The 14,919-nt window shown below is 60.8% G+C and carries 16 protein-coding genes and 2 pseudogenes; 6 read left to right on the forward strand and 12 right to left on the reverse strand.

Translation table 11 applies throughout. The annotated features are described in order from the left end of the window. Positions 1-473 precede the first annotated feature (473 nt). A pseudogene (locus tag AFERRID_RS06460) lies at positions 474-1,180 on the forward strand (cytochrome c oxidase assembly protein). 101 nt (positions 1,181-1,281) lie between these two features. Here AFERRID_RS06460 and AFERRID_RS06465 read toward each other — a convergent pair. Continuing rightward, positions 1,282-2,523, reverse strand: coding sequence for a class I SAM-dependent methyltransferase (locus AFERRID_RS06465; RefSeq protein ID WP_126604616.1), 1,242 nt, complete (start codon positions 2,521-2,523; stop codon positions 1,282-1,284). Between AFERRID_RS06465 and AFERRID_RS06470 the strand changes: the two genes are divergently transcribed. The 3 genes from AFERRID_RS06470 to AFERRID_RS15155 all read left to right on the forward strand — a co-directional run bounded on the left by AFERRID_RS06470 (position 2,419) and on the right by AFERRID_RS15155 (position 3,790). After that, positions 2,419-3,159 carry an SDR family oxidoreductase gene (locus tag AFERRID_RS06470; RefSeq protein WP_126604617.1) on the forward strand — a complete coding sequence of 247 codons (741 nt, stop codon included), beginning with the start codon at positions 2,419-2,421 and terminating at the stop codon, positions 3,157-3,159. The genes AFERRID_RS06465 and AFERRID_RS06470 overlap by 105 nt on opposite strands. Before the next feature lie 5 nt (positions 3,160-3,164). Then, positions 3,165-3,548, forward strand: coding sequence for a NifU family protein (locus tag AFERRID_RS06475; RefSeq protein WP_126604618.1), 384 nt, complete (start codon positions 3,165-3,167; stop codon positions 3,546-3,548). A 98-nt stretch (positions 3,549-3,646) separates the two neighbouring features. After that, complete coding sequence (locus tag AFERRID_RS15155) at positions 3,647-3,790, forward strand: hypothetical protein (protein ID WP_172959345.1); 144 nt, start codon at positions 3,647-3,649, stop codon at positions 3,788-3,790. 25 nt (positions 3,791-3,815) lie between these two features. Here AFERRID_RS15155 and AFERRID_RS06480 read toward each other — a convergent pair whose 3' ends face one another. Then, positions 3,816-4,223, reverse strand: a complete 408-nt coding sequence (locus tag AFERRID_RS06480; RefSeq protein WP_126604619.1) for a PIN domain-containing protein — start codon at positions 4,221-4,223, stop codon at positions 3,816-3,818. Further along, a complete protein-coding gene (locus tag AFERRID_RS06485; RefSeq protein ID WP_126604620.1) occupies positions 4,220-4,444 on the reverse strand; it encodes an AbrB/MazE/SpoVT family DNA-binding domain-containing protein in 225 nt (74 codons plus the stop codon). Before AFERRID_RS06485 ends, AFERRID_RS06480 begins: the two co-directional genes overlap by 4 nt. A gap of 322 nt (positions 4,445-4,766) precedes the next feature. On the opposite strand from AFERRID_RS06485, the gene rimO reads away from it, so the two are divergent. Beyond that, a complete protein-coding gene (gene rimO / locus AFERRID_RS06490; protein ID WP_126604621.1) occupies positions 4,767-6,095 on the forward strand; it encodes a 30S ribosomal protein S12 methylthiotransferase RimO in 1,329 nt (442 codons plus the stop codon). 17 nt (positions 6,096-6,112) lie between these two features. On the opposite strand, the gene folB is transcribed toward rimO, so the two are convergent. Continuing rightward, complete coding sequence (gene folB, locus AFERRID_RS06495; protein WP_113526378.1) at positions 6,113-6,472, reverse strand: dihydroneopterin aldolase; 360 nt, start codon at positions 6,470-6,472, stop codon at positions 6,113-6,115. A gap of 73 nt (positions 6,473-6,545) precedes the next feature. Between folB and plsY the strand changes: the two genes are divergently transcribed. Next, positions 6,546-7,142 carry a glycerol-3-phosphate 1-O-acyltransferase PlsY gene (plsY, locus tag AFERRID_RS06500; protein WP_126604622.1) on the forward strand — a complete coding sequence of 199 codons (597 nt, stop codon included), beginning with the start codon at positions 6,546-6,548 and terminating at the stop codon, positions 7,140-7,142. A 6-nt stretch (positions 7,143-7,148) separates the two neighbouring features. On the opposite strand, the gene AFERRID_RS06505 is transcribed toward plsY, so the two are convergent. The 8 genes and pseudogenes from AFERRID_RS06505 to AFERRID_RS06545 form a co-directional block, all read right to left on the reverse strand. After that, on the reverse strand, positions 7,149-7,676 hold the full coding sequence (locus AFERRID_RS06505) for a tetratricopeptide repeat protein (RefSeq protein ID WP_113526187.1): 528 nt from the start codon (positions 7,674-7,676) through the stop codon (positions 7,149-7,151). After that, positions 7,676-8,683, reverse strand: coding sequence for a tRNA (adenosine(37)-N6)-threonylcarbamoyltransferase complex transferase subunit TsaD (tsaD, locus tag AFERRID_RS06510; RefSeq protein ID WP_113526186.1), 1,008 nt, complete (start codon positions 8,681-8,683; stop codon positions 7,676-7,678). Before tsaD ends, AFERRID_RS06505 begins: the two co-directional genes overlap by 1 nt. Continuing rightward, positions 8,676-9,524: a ferritin-like domain-containing protein gene (locus tag AFERRID_RS06515; protein WP_197722484.1), complete on the reverse strand. Its 849-nt coding sequence runs from the start codon at positions 9,522-9,524 to the stop codon at positions 8,676-8,678. The genes tsaD and AFERRID_RS06515 overlap by 8 nt, the downstream gene beginning before the upstream one ends. 101 nt (positions 9,525-9,625) lie before the next feature. Further along, positions 9,626-9,855, reverse strand: a pseudogene (locus AFERRID_RS06520) (YgaP family membrane protein). 65 nt (positions 9,856-9,920) lie between these two features. Further along, positions 9,921-10,616, reverse strand: a complete 696-nt coding sequence (locus AFERRID_RS06525) for a Crp/Fnr family transcriptional regulator (protein WP_126604623.1) — start codon at positions 10,614-10,616, stop codon at positions 9,921-9,923. 239 nt (positions 10,617-10,855) lie between these two features. Continuing rightward, complete coding sequence (locus AFERRID_RS06535; protein WP_226832913.1) at positions 10,856-11,110, reverse strand: tetratricopeptide repeat protein; 255 nt, start codon at positions 11,108-11,110, stop codon at positions 10,856-10,858. Between the two features lie 104 nt (positions 11,111-11,214). Beyond that, on the reverse strand, positions 11,215-11,751 hold the full coding sequence (locus AFERRID_RS06540) for a DUF924 family protein (protein WP_126604625.1): 537 nt from the start codon (positions 11,749-11,751) through the stop codon (positions 11,215-11,217). 13 nt (positions 11,752-11,764) lie between these two features. Beyond that, positions 11,765-14,914: an efflux RND transporter permease subunit gene (locus tag AFERRID_RS06545; protein WP_226832912.1), complete on the reverse strand. Its 3,150-nt coding sequence runs from the start codon at positions 14,912-14,914 to the stop codon at positions 11,765-11,767. Positions 14,915-14,919 lie beyond the last annotated feature (5 nt).

The following is a 14,919-nucleotide window of genomic DNA, read 5'->3' on the forward strand; positions in this document are numbered from 1 at the left end:
GACAATTTGCCGCATTTTACGGGAGTTCGGGTGGGCATAGGATTGTTCACGTCGCCGGAATCAGGTGTTGCCGCATTCCGGAACATACCGGCGGTACGCCGGCGCTGGGATTTGCGCTGGCGGCATGACGGCAAGGGACGGGTTGGGTGGGGCAGCGCCAAGACGCGATTCATGCCTTGTTTTTCGGTAAAATTGCCGTATGGTATTGAGGTGCACCGTACACACCGAAAGGAAGAGGTGGCGACATGAAACAGTTGCAAATGGGATATATGGTTTGGGCGAGTAGTCTCATACGGCGTTGGAAAATAGCCTTACCAATATCGCTGGTGGTGATTGTCTTATATGCGTCGGGATATCTGGTGGCAGGCGCACCCGTCAGGCTGACAACGTTATTGCTGATGAACCTCAACCCTATCCCGTGGCTCGGGGCCATCGGCGTGATAACCTACTATTTTCAACAATATGATCGCTACATGGCAGATCGGGGCTCTGACGCGAACTGGTCCAAGTGGAAAGTGTGGACATTTGTTGCCGGAATACTGATGACGATGTTTCTTTGGGAATCTCCGCTCAATGCCTTTGTGCCTGAATCGATGACGCTGTACACCTTAAAGCTCATGGGTGAGTTCGAATTGGCGGCGCCACTGATCGTATTCGGAATTCCTTTTAAACTGATCGATGCAAAAACGAACGGCGCATTCTGGAAGCTGTTGCGATTCCTGCATCGCCCCCCGTTACCGCGGTTATTCTGGCCGTGATACTGGTGATATGGGACATGTCCGATCAGATGTCGCTGGGCTTAAAAAGCCCGTTGGTTTTTGCCTTGCTGCCGGGCGTTTATCTGGTTTCAGGAATCATTGTCTGGATGCAGTCTCTTCAGGTGTTCCCGTCGTGGCCGAATCTGCGTAACCATTTGCAAAAGGCGCTTTACGTGTGGATCATGGAAATGGCCATGATGGCGATGGGTGGCATCTGGTTCTGGAGCGCCATGAGCATGAATCCCGCGCAATCGTCTCATATGCTCTGGGGGCTGACCCCGTTGGTCGACGAACACCTTGCGGGAATGATGATGACCTTTCTTTCCCTGCCCACGATGAGCCTCGTAACCTGGCATTTCTGGCAATGGATGGAAGGCATTCTGGAACACCACAGCGATCCGTCAGAATATACCGTCAACTGATCCAAAAGAGATCCCGGCGCGCCAGGATGACAAATGGCTCCAGGCGCGCCGCTTCCGTGCGGACTGACGGTCCCTGACCCTGAATTGCATGGTCTCGCTGGTCAAGTGTTCTCTCGCTTTCTCAGCATCAACACCTTGAAGCTCTCGCCCATTTCCTGCGGCAGGGTGAGCCGTTTGATCTCATTATTCAGGGCGAAGCGGCCGTCCTCACCCACCTGCGCACAAAGGCTGCCATACACCTCGGCCAGCCCGTATTCCACCAGAAAGCGGGCGAGATGGCCATAAAAGGTCACCTCCAGCCCGGCCTCCACCGCAGCAGTCATCAGCGCGGTATAATCCACATGGGCGGTGAGGTCGCAGAGGCCTGGCAGATAAAAGGGATCATCCAGCCAGTGGTGGCGATAATAGGCGCGCAGGCTGCCCGTCTGCCGCTGCGGATGATAAAACTCCGCCGCCTCGTGCCCGTAATCGATCAGAAGGATGGCGCCGGAGTCCAGGCGGGCGGCGACCTCGTGCAGCCAGGATTCGGCAGTGAGGTTGATTTCCGTCCGATAGGGCCGGAGCCAATGCGTTACATAGGGCGCCAGCCGCGCCGCCAGAGGCACAGCGACCGGTGGAGGCAGCATCACCCAATCCAGTGCCTCGCCATTCCAGCGCACACCGCATTCGTGCAACTGCCCGGAGGCGTCCAGCTCCAGCACCTGCACCGGCATGGCGTCCAGCACTTCGTGGGCGAGCATCACGCCACGCCAGTGCTCCGGCAGAGTTTGCAGATGCTGAATACCAGTCACGGCTGACCGTTGCCGCACCTGCAAATCGGGGCTGGGTTCGAGCAAGGTGTAGGGTGTGTCCGGCAAAATATCCCGGATCTGGCCGGCCAGTGCGCCGCTCCCACCGCCAAATTCCAGAATGCCATCCAGCCCCAGATCGGGTTGCAAGGTCCGCGCCAGCACGGCGGCCAGCACCCGCCCCATTTCCGGTGCCGTGACGAAGTCGCCCGCCGCGCCGAAACGGGTCTGCCCCGCCATGTAATAGCCCAGCCCCGGCGCGTAGAGGGCGAGCTCCATATAACGACGAAAGGGGATCACCCCACCTGCGGCATCGATTTCCCGCCGGATATGGGTCAGCAGTGCGGACGAGTGGGCCAGCGCATCGGCGTCCGGGGCGGGCAGACTTGTCTTGCGCGCCCCGTGAGAATGGGTTAAAAAATCGGGACGCTCTACGCGCATGGACACCTCTTGAAAGCTACCGGAAAAGTTGTTCTCATCACTGGCGCCGCCCGCAGGGTAGGCGCCGCCATTGCCCGCCAGCTCGCCGCGGAAGGCTGCCAGCTCGCCCTGCATTATAAGCGATCCGCCGCAGACGCCGAAGCCCTGGCGCAGGAGCTGCGCGCACGGCATGGAACCGAACCCTTGTTGATCGCGGGCGATCTGGCTGACCCAGAAACGCCCGCCCGCCTGATGGATGCCGCCATCGAGCATTTTGGTTGCCTGCATGGCCTCGTCAATAACGCTTCGCTGTACTCCCCTGCTCCTTTCGGCGCAATCACGCCGGGAGACTGGGCGGCGATGGAGGCCGTGCATCTGCGCGCGCCCCTCTTCCTGACCCAGGTTGCCGCACCGTATTTGCGAAAAACCAGCGGCGCCGTCGTCAACATTGGCGACATCCACGCCGAAATCCCTTTGCGCGGTTATCTCCCCTACAGTGTGACGAAGGCGGGCCTGCTGGCCCTGACCCGCGCCCTTGCCAAGGAACTGGGGCCGGAGATCCGCGTCAACAGCGTTTCGCCGGGCGTGGTGCTCTGGGCCGAGGACAAAGATCCACCGGACGGCGACCAGCAAGGGCTCATCGAACGCAACGCGCTCAAGCGCGTCGGCAGCCCGGAGGATATTGCCGGCGCCATCGCCTATCTGCTCTTCGATGCACCTTACGTCACCGGCCACAACCTCGTCGTCGACGGCGGCCGCATGTTATATTGACGGCCATGCACACCACCGTAAAATCCCCCATCCGCTTTTACAGCGAAGAAGAACTGGACGCCCTGGAGGCGGAAGACCCCCTCGCCGCGGCCAAAATCGCCCACGCCCAGGCCATGGCCGAACGCGGACTTGACCGCCAGAAACGCTACGGTCCCGACGACCCGCTGCCCGACCCTGCGGCCGTGGCAGAGGCAGTGCAAACGGTACACCACATCCTCCACCGCGATGGCGGCGATATCGAACTGGTGGAAATCATCGAACGCGACGTGCGCGTCCGCATGAAGGGCGCCTGCGCGGGCTGCCCCAATGCCGTCATCGATCTCAAACAGGTGGTCGAGCGTATCGTCGGCGCGGTGCCGGGAGTGGTCAGCGTGAGCAATACCTTTTGAAGGCGGGCACAAATACGCCGCCCAAAGGACAGCAGCCCACCCAACTGGAAGGGATCGTGGAAGCCGATGAGACCTTCTTCCTGGAGTCCTTCAATTGAATGGTGACTCACACGTCAATCACCGCCGAGCGGGTTGATGAATCGAGTGGCTACGACGACGAAATACTCTTGGGCGGCATCCCGGATGCGTTCCACCAGATCCGGCTTGGGCAGAAATCCCTATTGCAGGGCAATGACCAGTAATCCACTGCTTTGTGACATGGGTCTCCTACTTGAAGGGCAGGGCTTCCTGCTGGATATGGAGGCTGCTGAACTCCGGGTCTTTATGGACTAAAGTCCCGTTACGCAGACGGGCGGTTGCCGCAATCCATGCGTCTGCTAACGATAAGCGATGCTTTGCCTTGATTTCGGCGGCAGCCACCAGTAATTCCGGGCTCTCGTGTATCCAGACAATGGGCAACGATTGCGCCTGTTCGTAGGCCAGTCGTGCCGCAGATTCTCCTTCATCCTTCCAGACGCGGTAGAGCAATTCCATTGCGGTTATAAAGCACGCACAACATGCCACTTCTCTACGCCATGCCTGCTCCAATAGTTCAGCTACCCGATCCGCGCCGGGCTCGTCGTCACGCAAGGTCAACAGCGCAGACGTATCCAGTATCCAGACCGACGCGCTCATTCCCGCCGTCGATCCCAATCCCGATCATCCAGCAACCGCTCGGTGGATTGCCCCTTGCCCTGCCCACGGAATGCCACAACCGGGTCGCGCGGCAATGGCACCACGCGAATTTCTTTTCCTTCCACGATCCATTCCAAACCATCCGCTGGCCCCAGCGCAAAACGCTTGCGGATTTCAATAGGAATCACCGTTTGCCCGCGTGTTGTGATCGTGCTTCGCATGCCCCTCTCCTGAATTACATTTCCAGACTAAATATAATTCATTTGCGGCCGATCCACCACAATCCAATACGCCTCATTCTGGCCGGTAACCCTCTCATAGTCCACGCGAGTGGTGGCGAGGGCGGGTGTTGTCCTGGCGTTACTCATGAGGTATCCATGCTAAGCACGCGATCGCCAACCAGGGCGCGGTTGCGAATCATCTTGTACAGATGGGATGCGTTGACAGACCCTGGCGGCACGCGCCCCTCGGACTGCTTAGGATCCGAAAAGCGCAAATAGCTGTATACTCGCCGCGTTCTATCCATACGGCGAGCATACAGCCATGAAAAAAATTCCTAGTATAGGTGTAGTATCTCTCGGGTGCCCGAAGGCCACGGTAGACAGCGAGCGCATCCTTACTCGGTTGCGCGCCGAGGGCTATCTGCTGGTGGGGGATTACGCCAGCGCCGATGTGGTCGTCGTCAATACCTGCGGCTTTATCGACGCGGCGGTGGAGGAATCCCTGGAGGCCATCGGCGAGGCGCTGGATGAGAACGGCAAGGTGGTGGTCACCGGTTGCCTGGGTGCCCGCGAGGGCGGCGACTTTGTGCGCGGCGCCCATCCCAAGGTGCTTGCCGTCACCGGCCCCAACCAGGCCGATGCCGTGCTCGACGCGATTCACGAGGCGCTCCCTGCGGCCCACGATCCCTACACCGATCTGGTGCCGCCCCAGGGCCTACGCCTGACGCCGCCCCACTATGCCTACCTCAAAATCTCCGAGGGCTGCAATCAGTCCTGTAGTTTCTGCATCATTCCCAGCATGCGCGGCAAACTGGTCAGCCGCGCGCCGGACGATATTCTGCGCGAGGCCGAAGCGCTGGTGGCCGGTGGCGCCAAAGAACTGCTGGTGATCTCCCAGGATACCGGGGCTTACGGGGTGGACCGCAAATACCGCACCGCCTTTCACAACGGCCGCCCGCTCAAGGCCCGCATCACCGATCTCTGCGCGGCCCTGGGGGAACTCGGCGTCTGGGTGCGTCTGCACTACGTCTACCCCTACCCGCATATTGACGAACTCCTGCCCCTGATGGCGGCTGGCAAAATTCTGCCCTATCTGGATGTGCCCCTGCAGCACGGCAGCCCGCGCATCCTCAAGGCCATGCGCCGCCCCGCCGCCGCCGAAAAGACCCTCGACCGGATTCTCGGCTGGCGCCAGGCGGTGCCGGACCTGACCATCCGCAGCACCTTCATCGTCGGCTTCCCCGGCGAGACCGATGCGGACTTTGCGGTATTACTGGATTTTCTGCGTGCGGCAGAGCTGGATCGTGTCGGTTGTTTCGCCTATTCCGCAGTAGAAGGTGCGCCCGCCAACGCGATCGCCGGAGCGGTGCCGGAGCCGGTCAAAGAGGAACGCCGCGCCGCATTCATGGCCGTGCAGGAAGCCATCAGCCGCCAGCGGCTACAACGCCGGGTAGGCCAGCGTCAGCGCATGCTGGTGGACGCTGTGGGCCGGAGCGGCAAAATCACCGCCCGCTCCGCCAGCGATGCCCCGGAGATCGATGGTGTGGTGCATCTGGGCAAAGCCGCGGGGTTGAAGGTCGGGGACTGGGTGGAGGTGGAGATCAGCCGGGCGGATGCCCATGATTTGTACGGGATGGTGGTGTCGGCCTGACCAGGGCCTTTGGTTGCTCAGGGCAGGCGACTGCCCCGTTCGATCCTCACCCCCACGTCCCGTGTGCCGCGCACGGCGGCGGGTTTGTGCACCGTCACCTGCACCCAGGCCGCGCCGAACTCGCCGCGAACGATGTCCGCGATCTGCTCGGCCAGGGTCTCCACCAGTTCCACTTCTGACGCGGCGACATGGGCGACCAGGCGCTGGCAGATGGTCTGGTAGTTGATGGTGTTCTCCACCTTGTCGGTCCGCGCCGCAGCCCCCGCATCCCCGGCAATATCCAGATCAATGAGCACCGTCTGTTTGACCTGACGTTCCCAGTCGTAGATGCCGATGCGGGTGTCCACCTTCAGTTCACGTACAAAAAGAATATCCATGATTATCCCGAAAAAAAGCGGCAATCCGCCGCAGCTCGGCCTATAATAACCAATTTTCCGGCCAAAGCACTGCATGTCACTTCTTCTGGATGTTGCCCTGATCGGCGGGGGATATGCCGTCGGTTCCATAGCCACCGCCATTCTGGTGGCGCGCGCCCTGGGTCTGGGGGACCCGCGCCAGTCCGGATCGGGCAATCCCGGCGCCACCAATATCCTGCGCATCGGTGGCAAAAAGGCCGCCTTGCTGACTTTGCTCGGCGACCTGACCAAGGGCGTCATCCCCATCGTCATCGCCCGCCTGCTCGGGCTGGAGGACTGGGCGCTGGCCGCCGTGGCCCTCGCCACCTTTCTTGGCCATCTCTATCCGGTGTTTTTTGGTTTTCGCGGCGGCAAGGGGGTGGCCACGGCGCTGGGTATTCTGCTGCCGCTCCTGCCGGTGCTGGGCCTGTCGATATTGGGTATATGGATACTGGTGTTCGCCGTAACGCGGGTTTCATCACTGGCGGCGCTGCTGGCGGCGGTCGGCGCGGTGCCCATCGTCTTTGCGGTCTCTGCCGCCACGAGCATGCGACTACTCGTTCTGGTGCTGGCGCTGCTGATCCTCTGGCGGCACCGCGGCAATATCCGCCGTTTGCTGGATGGCAGCGAACGTCCCTTCAAAAGACGCTAAGACCGGTCAATCCCGGATGTTCCACTCCTGCATCCGGTCGCTGATCCAGTCCGCCAGTCGCGCCGCCGGGCGAAACCCGGGAACCAGCCGCTGCGCCTCCTGCGCTGCGGCCAGGGCACGGCGCATGCTGCCTTTATGCAGGTAGTAGCGGGCCAGATTCATCTGCGCCAGATGCGGGCTGTCGAAGCGTTTGGCCTTCAGGGCGCGGCGGATCACGAAGAGTGCCTCGTCTTCACGGCCAGCGTCCATCAGATATTCACCGAGATCATTCCACGCCTGCCCCCACTCCGCATCGCAGGCGATGGCGCGGCGGCAGGCGGCGATGGCCCCGTGTGGGTCGTCGGAAGCAGACAGTGCCCAAGCGTAGAAGGTCCAGATCACCGCACTCTTCGGGCCATGTTCCAGTGCGCGCCGGAAGGCGATGGCCGCTTCCTGCGGATGATCCGTCTGCTGCCAGTCCAGGCCCTCCTGAAAGTCGACATCCTGTGCCGCCAGCTCGTCGACGATCATATCCAGAGAAAATGGTTCGTTCATCACGCTTCCTCCTCCGTCAGGGACCAGCGCGCCCGCACCGGGAAGTCCGCCGTGGCTGCCTGAGCCCGCTCCGTGTGCAGGGCGCCGGCGAGGGCGATCATCGCCGCGTTGTCCGTACAGTGCGCGAGATCGGCGATAAAGACTTCGACACCTTCAGACACCAAGCCGTTCAGGGCCGCTCGCAGCGCCCTATTGGCACCGACCCCGCCGGCCACGATCAGACGCCTCCGCCCGGTCTGCCGCAGGGCGCGCTGGCACTTCGTGAACAGCGTCTCCACCACCGCCGCCTGGAAACTGGCGGCCAGATCGCCCCGCTTTTGCCCGTCGTCGGGCGCGATGGGCATGGAGGCCAAGCGGAAGGCCGTTTTCAGACCGCTGAAGCTGAAGTCCAGTCCCGGTCGGTCCAGCAGTGGCCGCGGCAGGCGAAAAGCCTGGGCATTTCCCCCCTCCGCCAGGGCGGCCAGCGCTGGCCCGCCGGGATAGCCGAGACCCATCATCTTCGCCGCCTTGTCGAAGGCTTCACCGGCGGCGTCGTCCAGCGTCTCCCCTAATAAAATATAGTCGCCGATGCCCCGGACTTCCACCAGCATCGTATGCCCACCGGAAACCAGCAGGGCCACCGCCGGGAAGGGGTCCACCCCATTGAGCAGCGGCGCCAGCAGGTGACCTTCCAGATGATGCACGGGGATCACCGGGATATCCCAGCCCATGGCGAGGCCGCGGGCGAAATTCACCCCCACCAGCAGGGCACCGATGAGTCCCGGCCCGGCGGTGACGGCGATGGCGTCAGGACGCCGCCCACCGGTTTGCGCCAGCAACTCGTCGAGCAGCAAGGGCAGGCGGCGCACATGGTCCCGCGATGCCAGTTCCGGCACGACACCGCCGTAGGGCGCGTGCAGAGCAATCTGGCTGAACAGCACTTCGCCGAGCAGGCCATGCTGGCGGTCATAGAGGGCAAGCCCGGTCTCATCGCAGGAGCTTTCGATGCCCAGTATCCGCTCAATCATGGCACGCCTGCTCCGGCCGCGCGGCGGCGGGTTGTCCGATGCGGTTCTGCAACCAGTCCAGCTCCGGCTCCGAGAAGCCCGCCGCGCGCCGCGCCGTCAGCGCCAGCGGCCCCTGAATCCGTCCCCGGTAACGCTGCTGCAAAAGCGTCTTGAAGGTGCGGTCCGGCTCCAGCCCGCGTTGCGCACAGAGATGGCGAAACCAGCGGCTGCCCACCGCCACATGCCCGCGCTCATCGCGTTCGATACGCTCCAGCACGGCGGCCGCTTCTGCATCCCCTGCGGCCAGCAACCGTTCGCGCATGGCCGGGGTGACATCCAGCCCCCGCGCTTCCAGGACGCGCGGCACCAGCGCCATGCGCACCAGTGGGTCTGCCGCCGTGTCCAGGGCCATCTCCCACAGACCGTCGTGGGCGGGCAGATCGCCATAATCGCCACCGAGGCGTCGCAATTGCTCGCGTAACAGGACAAAGTGCTCCGCCTCTTCCTGCGCCACCCGCAACCAGTCGCGATAGAAATCGTCGGGTAGACCGGGGAAACGACAAATCGCGTCCAGCGCCAGATTGATGGCATTGAATTCAATGTGGGCGAGGGCATGGAGCAAGGCAAATCGACCAGTCGCAGTGGTCAGCGCGCGACGCCGCGGTAAATTTTTTGGGTCCACGAGCAGTGGCCGGACAGGACGGCCCGGCGTCGTCGAACAGGACCGCGCGCCCGCTGAAGCCGACAGCGGCCAGCGCAAAGCCCGCACCAGAGCCACTTTTTGGTCAGGGTCCATGGCATCAAAGGCCGCGCCTGCCCCGCCACAAAACCCTGCCTGATGCTTTCCGCTGATTTCATCCATGCCGCAATCACACCCGCTCCCGCCCTTTTGCAGGGATGAAAATATAGCACACACCGCTCGATATGGGCTTCCGGCATCCTCCTGAAACGGGACTGTCTACGTTATGATTTCCGCAAGGGACAAGTCCTGATACCCAAGAGCGTGTATGCGGGGCACCAACCCACCAGACCGGTGATTAAAGGAACAAGCCCCAACCACCCCAAGGGGTTTTGGGTCCGACAAACACCAGTGCAATGACAACAATCCCGACAATGACCCGTATCAACCGGTCGGGCATGCCTTCGTTAAACAGCGAAGATACAGACATTTTGGACTCCTTTTGTGTGCTCATCCGAACTGTATCGTAGGCTGTTTATGGCAGCTTGTCTGTGACTTACTCACCCAATGAATCAGGGATCAACATTCGGAATGCGCCAATTGACGGAGCGCTTGAGGATGAATGATCTGGATCTGTCCTGAACTACGCTGGATCCAGCCACGTATTTCAAACTCTTTCAGAGCACGACTGATTACCTCCCGGGCTGATCCGAGTTCTGTGGCCAATGCCTGATGGGTGATGTGGATGCACGGCGTAGCGCCTCCCAACTCCAACAGTTTTTTTGCCAGCCGCACATCCAGACGGGTAAAAACGACGTCTTCAACCAGTGCGAGCAAATCAGTCAAACGGTTTCCGTAGGCGTTGAAAACAAACTCCCGAAAAATGCCAGATTGCGCGACGAGACGCTCAAAAACAGATTGAGAAAGGCTGACGGCTTTAACCGCAGATTCGGTGATGCCCATGGCCGGATAAGGACGATGGCTGAACAGGCAAGCCGTCGTCAGAATGCAGGATTCTCCGGGTCCGATGCGGTACAATACGATTTCTCGTCCCGTCGCAGAAGTTTGCTGCACTCGGATTTGTCCCTCCAGCACCAATAAATACTGATGGCAGGGCGCGCCTGCATGAAATACGATTTCTCCCGATCCCCAGGTTATAGGTTGTGCAGTGATCAGCAGATTTTTTTCCGGACCGTCATCGAGCCTTGCAAGGAGAGGGAAATTCTGAAACCAGTTATGCATGATGCTTATGCAACTGATGCAGGCCTGGAACATGCGGATGGCTGTGGCGGATTCCCGAAACTACCGGGAAATTGTAGAGATGCTGGTGGGCATCGTGCGTATACATGTGCGTATGTTCCATGCGCGAAGTTCTGGATGAAGGTCTTCAACGACCCCAAGACACGCAGCGTTGCCGACATCCTGATCGCCGTCACCGAATGAATCTTGACGAACCCCATGCGGAAACGTCCCAAACCGCCTCACACACAGAAATTCTGACACTCCCGCTCAGGTTACTGAGCCCCCTGTGACGTCAGTTTTACCACATTCAAATAGCTACGTGCACGCGCATCGCCCTGCTTGGCAGCCTTCGTCCACCAGTATAGAGCCTCCTTGGTGCTAGTTTTCACTCCGTCGCCCTGGTAATAGGCAACGCCCAGATTCGTTTGGGCACTGGAATTCCCCTGATCAGCAGCTTTACGATACCAGTACACAGCGCGTGAAAAATTTTTGTCTACCCCATTACCATAATTATAGGCCACACCCAGATTGTTCTCCGCACCTGCATCACCTTGGGCAGCCGCCTTGCGGTACCCCCGGTGTCAGGGTTGTCGCCTCTCTGAAATGGAGTAAGGCATAGGCCCTGGGGCGCTCAGAAACTCGACCCCGGCTGTTCGAGAAAGGCAAGTTCCTCGTCGGTCGATTCGCGGCCGAGAATGGCGTTGCGATGCGGGTAGCGCCCGAAGCGGTCGACGATGGCCTTGTGCCGCAGTTCGTAGTCGTAGTTGTCCGCCAGGCCGTTGGCCTTGAACAGTTGCTCGGCGACGACGTGAATTGCCGGCGATTCGCTGTGCATATAGGGCATATAGACGAATTTGCGCTGGTCGGCCGGCAGCGCCCGATCGGCACCGCGGGCCACCGCTTCCTGCGCCAGCGCGAGAGCCAGGGTGTCGGCGGCAAAGGCGCGCGGATCGCCGCGGAACATGTTCCGGGAGAACTGGTCGAGCACGATGATTTCGGCCAGCCGACCCTCGGGCCGGTCGCGCCAGCCGTACAGCTCGCAGCGCACCGCCTGCGCATGCAATGCGCCGAAGCGGCTGCGGATCAACGCGTCGAACGCCGGATCGGCCGCCCACCACTGCGCCGGTGCGATCTCGTGAAACCAGAAGTCGAGGACATCGGAAAACATGGCGATTCGTCCTTCATGCATCTTTTCCAGACCTGTTATTCTGCACCTTCATCCCCTCGATGCCGAGGGGTTGATTCATGCAATATTTATCGCTCTCCGGCTTCCGTACCACCTGCCCGAACCACACATAAAACGCGGGAATCACAAAGAGCGAAACCAGCGACCCGAAGCCCAGACCGCTGACAATGACCAGTCCCATGGAGAACCGCGCATCGGCATTCCCGCCACTGGCGAAGAGCAGGGGTATGGCGCCGGCAATCATCGCCGCCACCGTCATGAGGATAGGGCGTAGGCGCAGGATTGCCGCTTCCGCCACCGCATGGCGCCGGTCGAAATGCTTTTCCTCCTGCATGACACGGGCAAATTGCACGATAAGAATGCCCTGTTTGGCGATCAACCCGATGAGCATGACCATACCCACTTCGGAATAAATATTGACGCTGGAGGCGCCCAGCGCAATGGGCAGCAGGGCGCCGAAGAGCGCGACGGGCACCGCGGTGAGCACCACCAGTGCGTCGCGAAAGCTATTGAACTGCGCCGCCAATAGCAGCAGGACCATCATCAGCGCAAAACCGAAGGTGACCACCAGGGCACTACCCTGATGCATGTACTGACGAGACACGCCGGCATAGTGGATCTGATCCCCGGCGGGCAGAATTTTCTGGGCATGGTTCCGCAGGAATTGCAGGGCCTGGCCCAAAGACACCCCGGGTGCCGGATTAGCCTGAATGAAGACCGCGGGTAACTGCTGGAACTGCGGCAGGAAAGTGGGTGCCGGTCGCGACTGCAGGGAGACGAAGGTGGACAGCGGCACCTGCGCACCGGAGGGCGTCTTGATGGTGTAGGCCTTCAGGAAATCCGGATTGGCGCGCAACGCGGGCGGCACCTGGGGCACGACGCGGTAGCTAAGGCCGCCCATGTCGAAATAATTGACATAGTTGCCGCCCAGCAGGGTTTCCAGATTCTGCCCGATATCCGCCATACTCAGGCCGAAGGAGGCCGCCATCTGACGATTGATATGAAGTTCCTGGATCTGGTTGTTATACTTCAGATTTTTGCAGACGAAGGAGAACAGGCCGCTGGCCCTGGCCTCCCGCACCAGCTTGCCGGAGACCGCATCCAATTGGTGATAGCCGCCGCCGGTACTGGTGAGCACGAACTGCACCGGCAGCCCCACCGCCGCTCCCGGCAAAGGCGGCAGGCCGAAGGCGGAGAGTTTCATGCCCGGCACCTGCTCGGCCAGTTTCTGCACTTTTTCTTTGACCTGCTGAGTGGTGACATCGCCGCGCTCGGGTTTGAGCACTACACCCGCCATCACCTCGTTGTTCAGCAACATGCCGCCGATACCTACCCCATTGACCGCGAAACTGTGGCTGCGACTGTCGATTTTATTGAAAACCGTCTTGGTCAGATAACTGTCATAGGCGTTCATGTACTCCAGGGTCGCCGTCGGCTGGGCCACGCCGTTGACATAGACGATGCCCTGATTGGCGGGCGGTGCCAGCTCACTCTGGCTGATGGAGAAAAGAAAATAAATGCCCCCGGTGAGAATCAGCGCCAGCGTGACGGTGGCCGGCCAGACCCGCAGACTGGCAAGAAGGACATGCCCATAGAAGGCCTTGAGCCGTCCGAAAACCTGATCCACCAGATGCGCCATCCGCCCTTCGTGCCCGGCCTTCAAGACCCGCGAGGCGAGCATGGGGGCGAGGGTCAGGGCGGCCACCATGGACAGCAGCACCGTGGCGACAATGGTAAAGGCGAATTCGCTGAACAAATGCCCCACCAACCCGCCGATGAAGGCCATGGGGGCGAAAACCGCCACCAGCGTCGTCGCCATGACCAGGATGGGGCTGGCCAGTTCACGGGCGCTGAGCAGCGCCGCGTGCAGGGGCGTGGCACCATTTTCGATATGCCGGTGGACGTTTTCGACGACGATGATGGCATCATCCACCACCAGCCCGATGGCCAGCACCATGGCCAGCAAGGTAAGCAAATTCAGCGTGTAACCAAGGGCATGGAGGATGGTGACCGCGCCGACCATTGCCACCGGGATGGCGAGCACCGGCACGATCAGCGCCCGCCATGAGCCCATGAAGAAATAGATCACCAGGATGACCACCAGCAGCGCGAGGGCGATATTGACTTCCACTTCCTGCAAAGAACTTTTGACGAACTGCGCGCCATTGTAAATGGTGTAACCCTTCATGCCCGGCGGCATGGTCGAGTCCAACTGGGCCATCACCTTTTGAATACCCTGGGACACCTTCAGGGCATTACTGCCGGGGGCCTGCTGGATGCCGATATTGACCGCCGGCTGGCCATCCACCATGACGGATGAGTCATAAGTCTGAGCGCCCAGGGAGACTTTGGCCACTTGTCCCAGCCGAATCGGCACCCCATGCACTGTCGCCACCACCAGATTGCGGAATTCCGCGGCGCTGTGCAGGGCGGTATTGGCACTCAGGGAGACCGCCGTGTACTGACCGCGCAGACGCCCGACCGCGGCGACAAAGTCGTTCTGCTTCAGGGCAGTACTGATCTGTTCCGGGGTAATGCCGAGCACGGACATTTCCTGCGGGTCGAGCCAGACGCGCATGGCATAGGTGTTGCCGTTGGGTCCGGTGCCCGGCGGCAGGATGGAAGTCAGGCCCACCCCCGGCACGGACTGGATGGCGGGTTGCACCACCCGAGTCAGATAGTCGGTGATCTGCTGCTGATTGAAGCCTTTACCATGGTAGCTCAACAACATCAGGTAGGCGCCGGAGCCGGACATTTCCTGCACCACCGGCTGCATCACCCCCTTGGGGAGCTGATTGAGGACCGTATTGACCTTGCTCTGCACCTGGGACAAGGCCGCGTTGGGATCTTCGCCCATGCGCATATAGAGGGTGAGAATGGAGATGCCGTCCTCACTCACCGCCGTCATATAGTTGATGCCGGGGGCTTGCCCGACGGCTTTTTCCAGTGGCGCCGTAATAAAGGCATTGACGGTTTTCGGGGTGGCCCCGAAGTAATGGGTGGTCACCGTGATCATGGAGCTGTTGGTCGGCGGATATTCGGTGATGGGCATCAGGCCGAGGGAACGCAATCCGAAGAAAAACAGCACCAGGCTCAGGGAGATGGCGAGGATGGGGCGGCGGATAAAGGGTTCGGTGAAATGCATGGGGA

It is taken from the genome of Acidithiobacillus ferridurans, assembly GCF_003966655.1.
GTDB lineage: Bacteria > Pseudomonadota > Gammaproteobacteria > Acidithiobacillales > Acidithiobacillaceae > Acidithiobacillus > Acidithiobacillus ferridurans.

Coding starts and splice junctions, on each gene's coding strand:
- plsY (WP_126604622.1), top strand. CDS start 6,546: ATGTCACTTCTTCTGGATGTTGCCCTGATCGGCGGGGGATATGCCGTC.
- AFERRID_RS06540 (WP_126604625.1), bottom strand. CDS start 11,751: ATGTTTTCCGATGTCCTCGACTTCTGGTTTCACGAGATCGCACCGGCG.
- AFERRID_RS15155 (WP_172959345.1), top strand. CDS start 3,647: ATGGTGACTCACACGTCAATCACCGCCGAGCGGGTTGATGAATCGAGT.
- AFERRID_RS06545 (WP_226832912.1), bottom strand. CDS start 14,914: ATGCATTTCACCGAACCCTTTATCCGCCGCCCCATCCTCGCCATCTCC.
- tsaD (WP_113526186.1), bottom strand. CDS start 8,683: ATGATTGAGCGGATACTGGGCATCGAAAGCTCCTGCGATGAGACCGGG.
- AFERRID_RS06515 (WP_197722484.1), bottom strand. CDS start 9,524: ATGGATGAAATCAGCGGAAAGCATCAGGCAGGGTTTTGTGGCGGGGCA.
- AFERRID_RS06480 (WP_126604619.1), bottom strand. CDS start 4,223: ATGAGCGCGTCGGTCTGGATACTGGATACGTCTGCGCTGTTGACCTTG.
- AFERRID_RS06465 (WP_126604616.1), bottom strand. CDS start 2,523: ATGCAGGGCGAGCTGGCAGCCTTCCGCGGCGAGCTGGCGGGCAATGGC.
- rimO (WP_126604621.1), top strand. CDS start 4,767: ATGAAAAAAATTCCTAGTATAGGTGTAGTATCTCTCGGGTGCCCGAAG.
- AFERRID_RS06485 (WP_126604620.1), bottom strand. CDS start 4,444: ATGCGAAGCACGATCACAACACGCGGGCAAACGGTGATTCCTATTGAA.
- AFERRID_RS06525 (WP_126604623.1), bottom strand. CDS start 10,616: ATGTTCCAGGCCTGCATCAGTTGCATAAGCATCATGCATAACTGGTTT.
- AFERRID_RS06475 (WP_126604618.1), top strand. CDS start 3,165: ATGCACACCACCGTAAAATCCCCCATCCGCTTTTACAGCGAAGAAGAA.
- folB (WP_113526378.1), bottom strand. CDS start 6,472: ATGGATATTCTTTTTGTACGTGAACTGAAGGTGGACACCCGCATCGGC.
- AFERRID_RS06505 (WP_113526187.1), bottom strand. CDS start 7,676: ATGAACGAACCATTTTCTCTGGATATGATCGTCGACGAGCTGGCGGCA.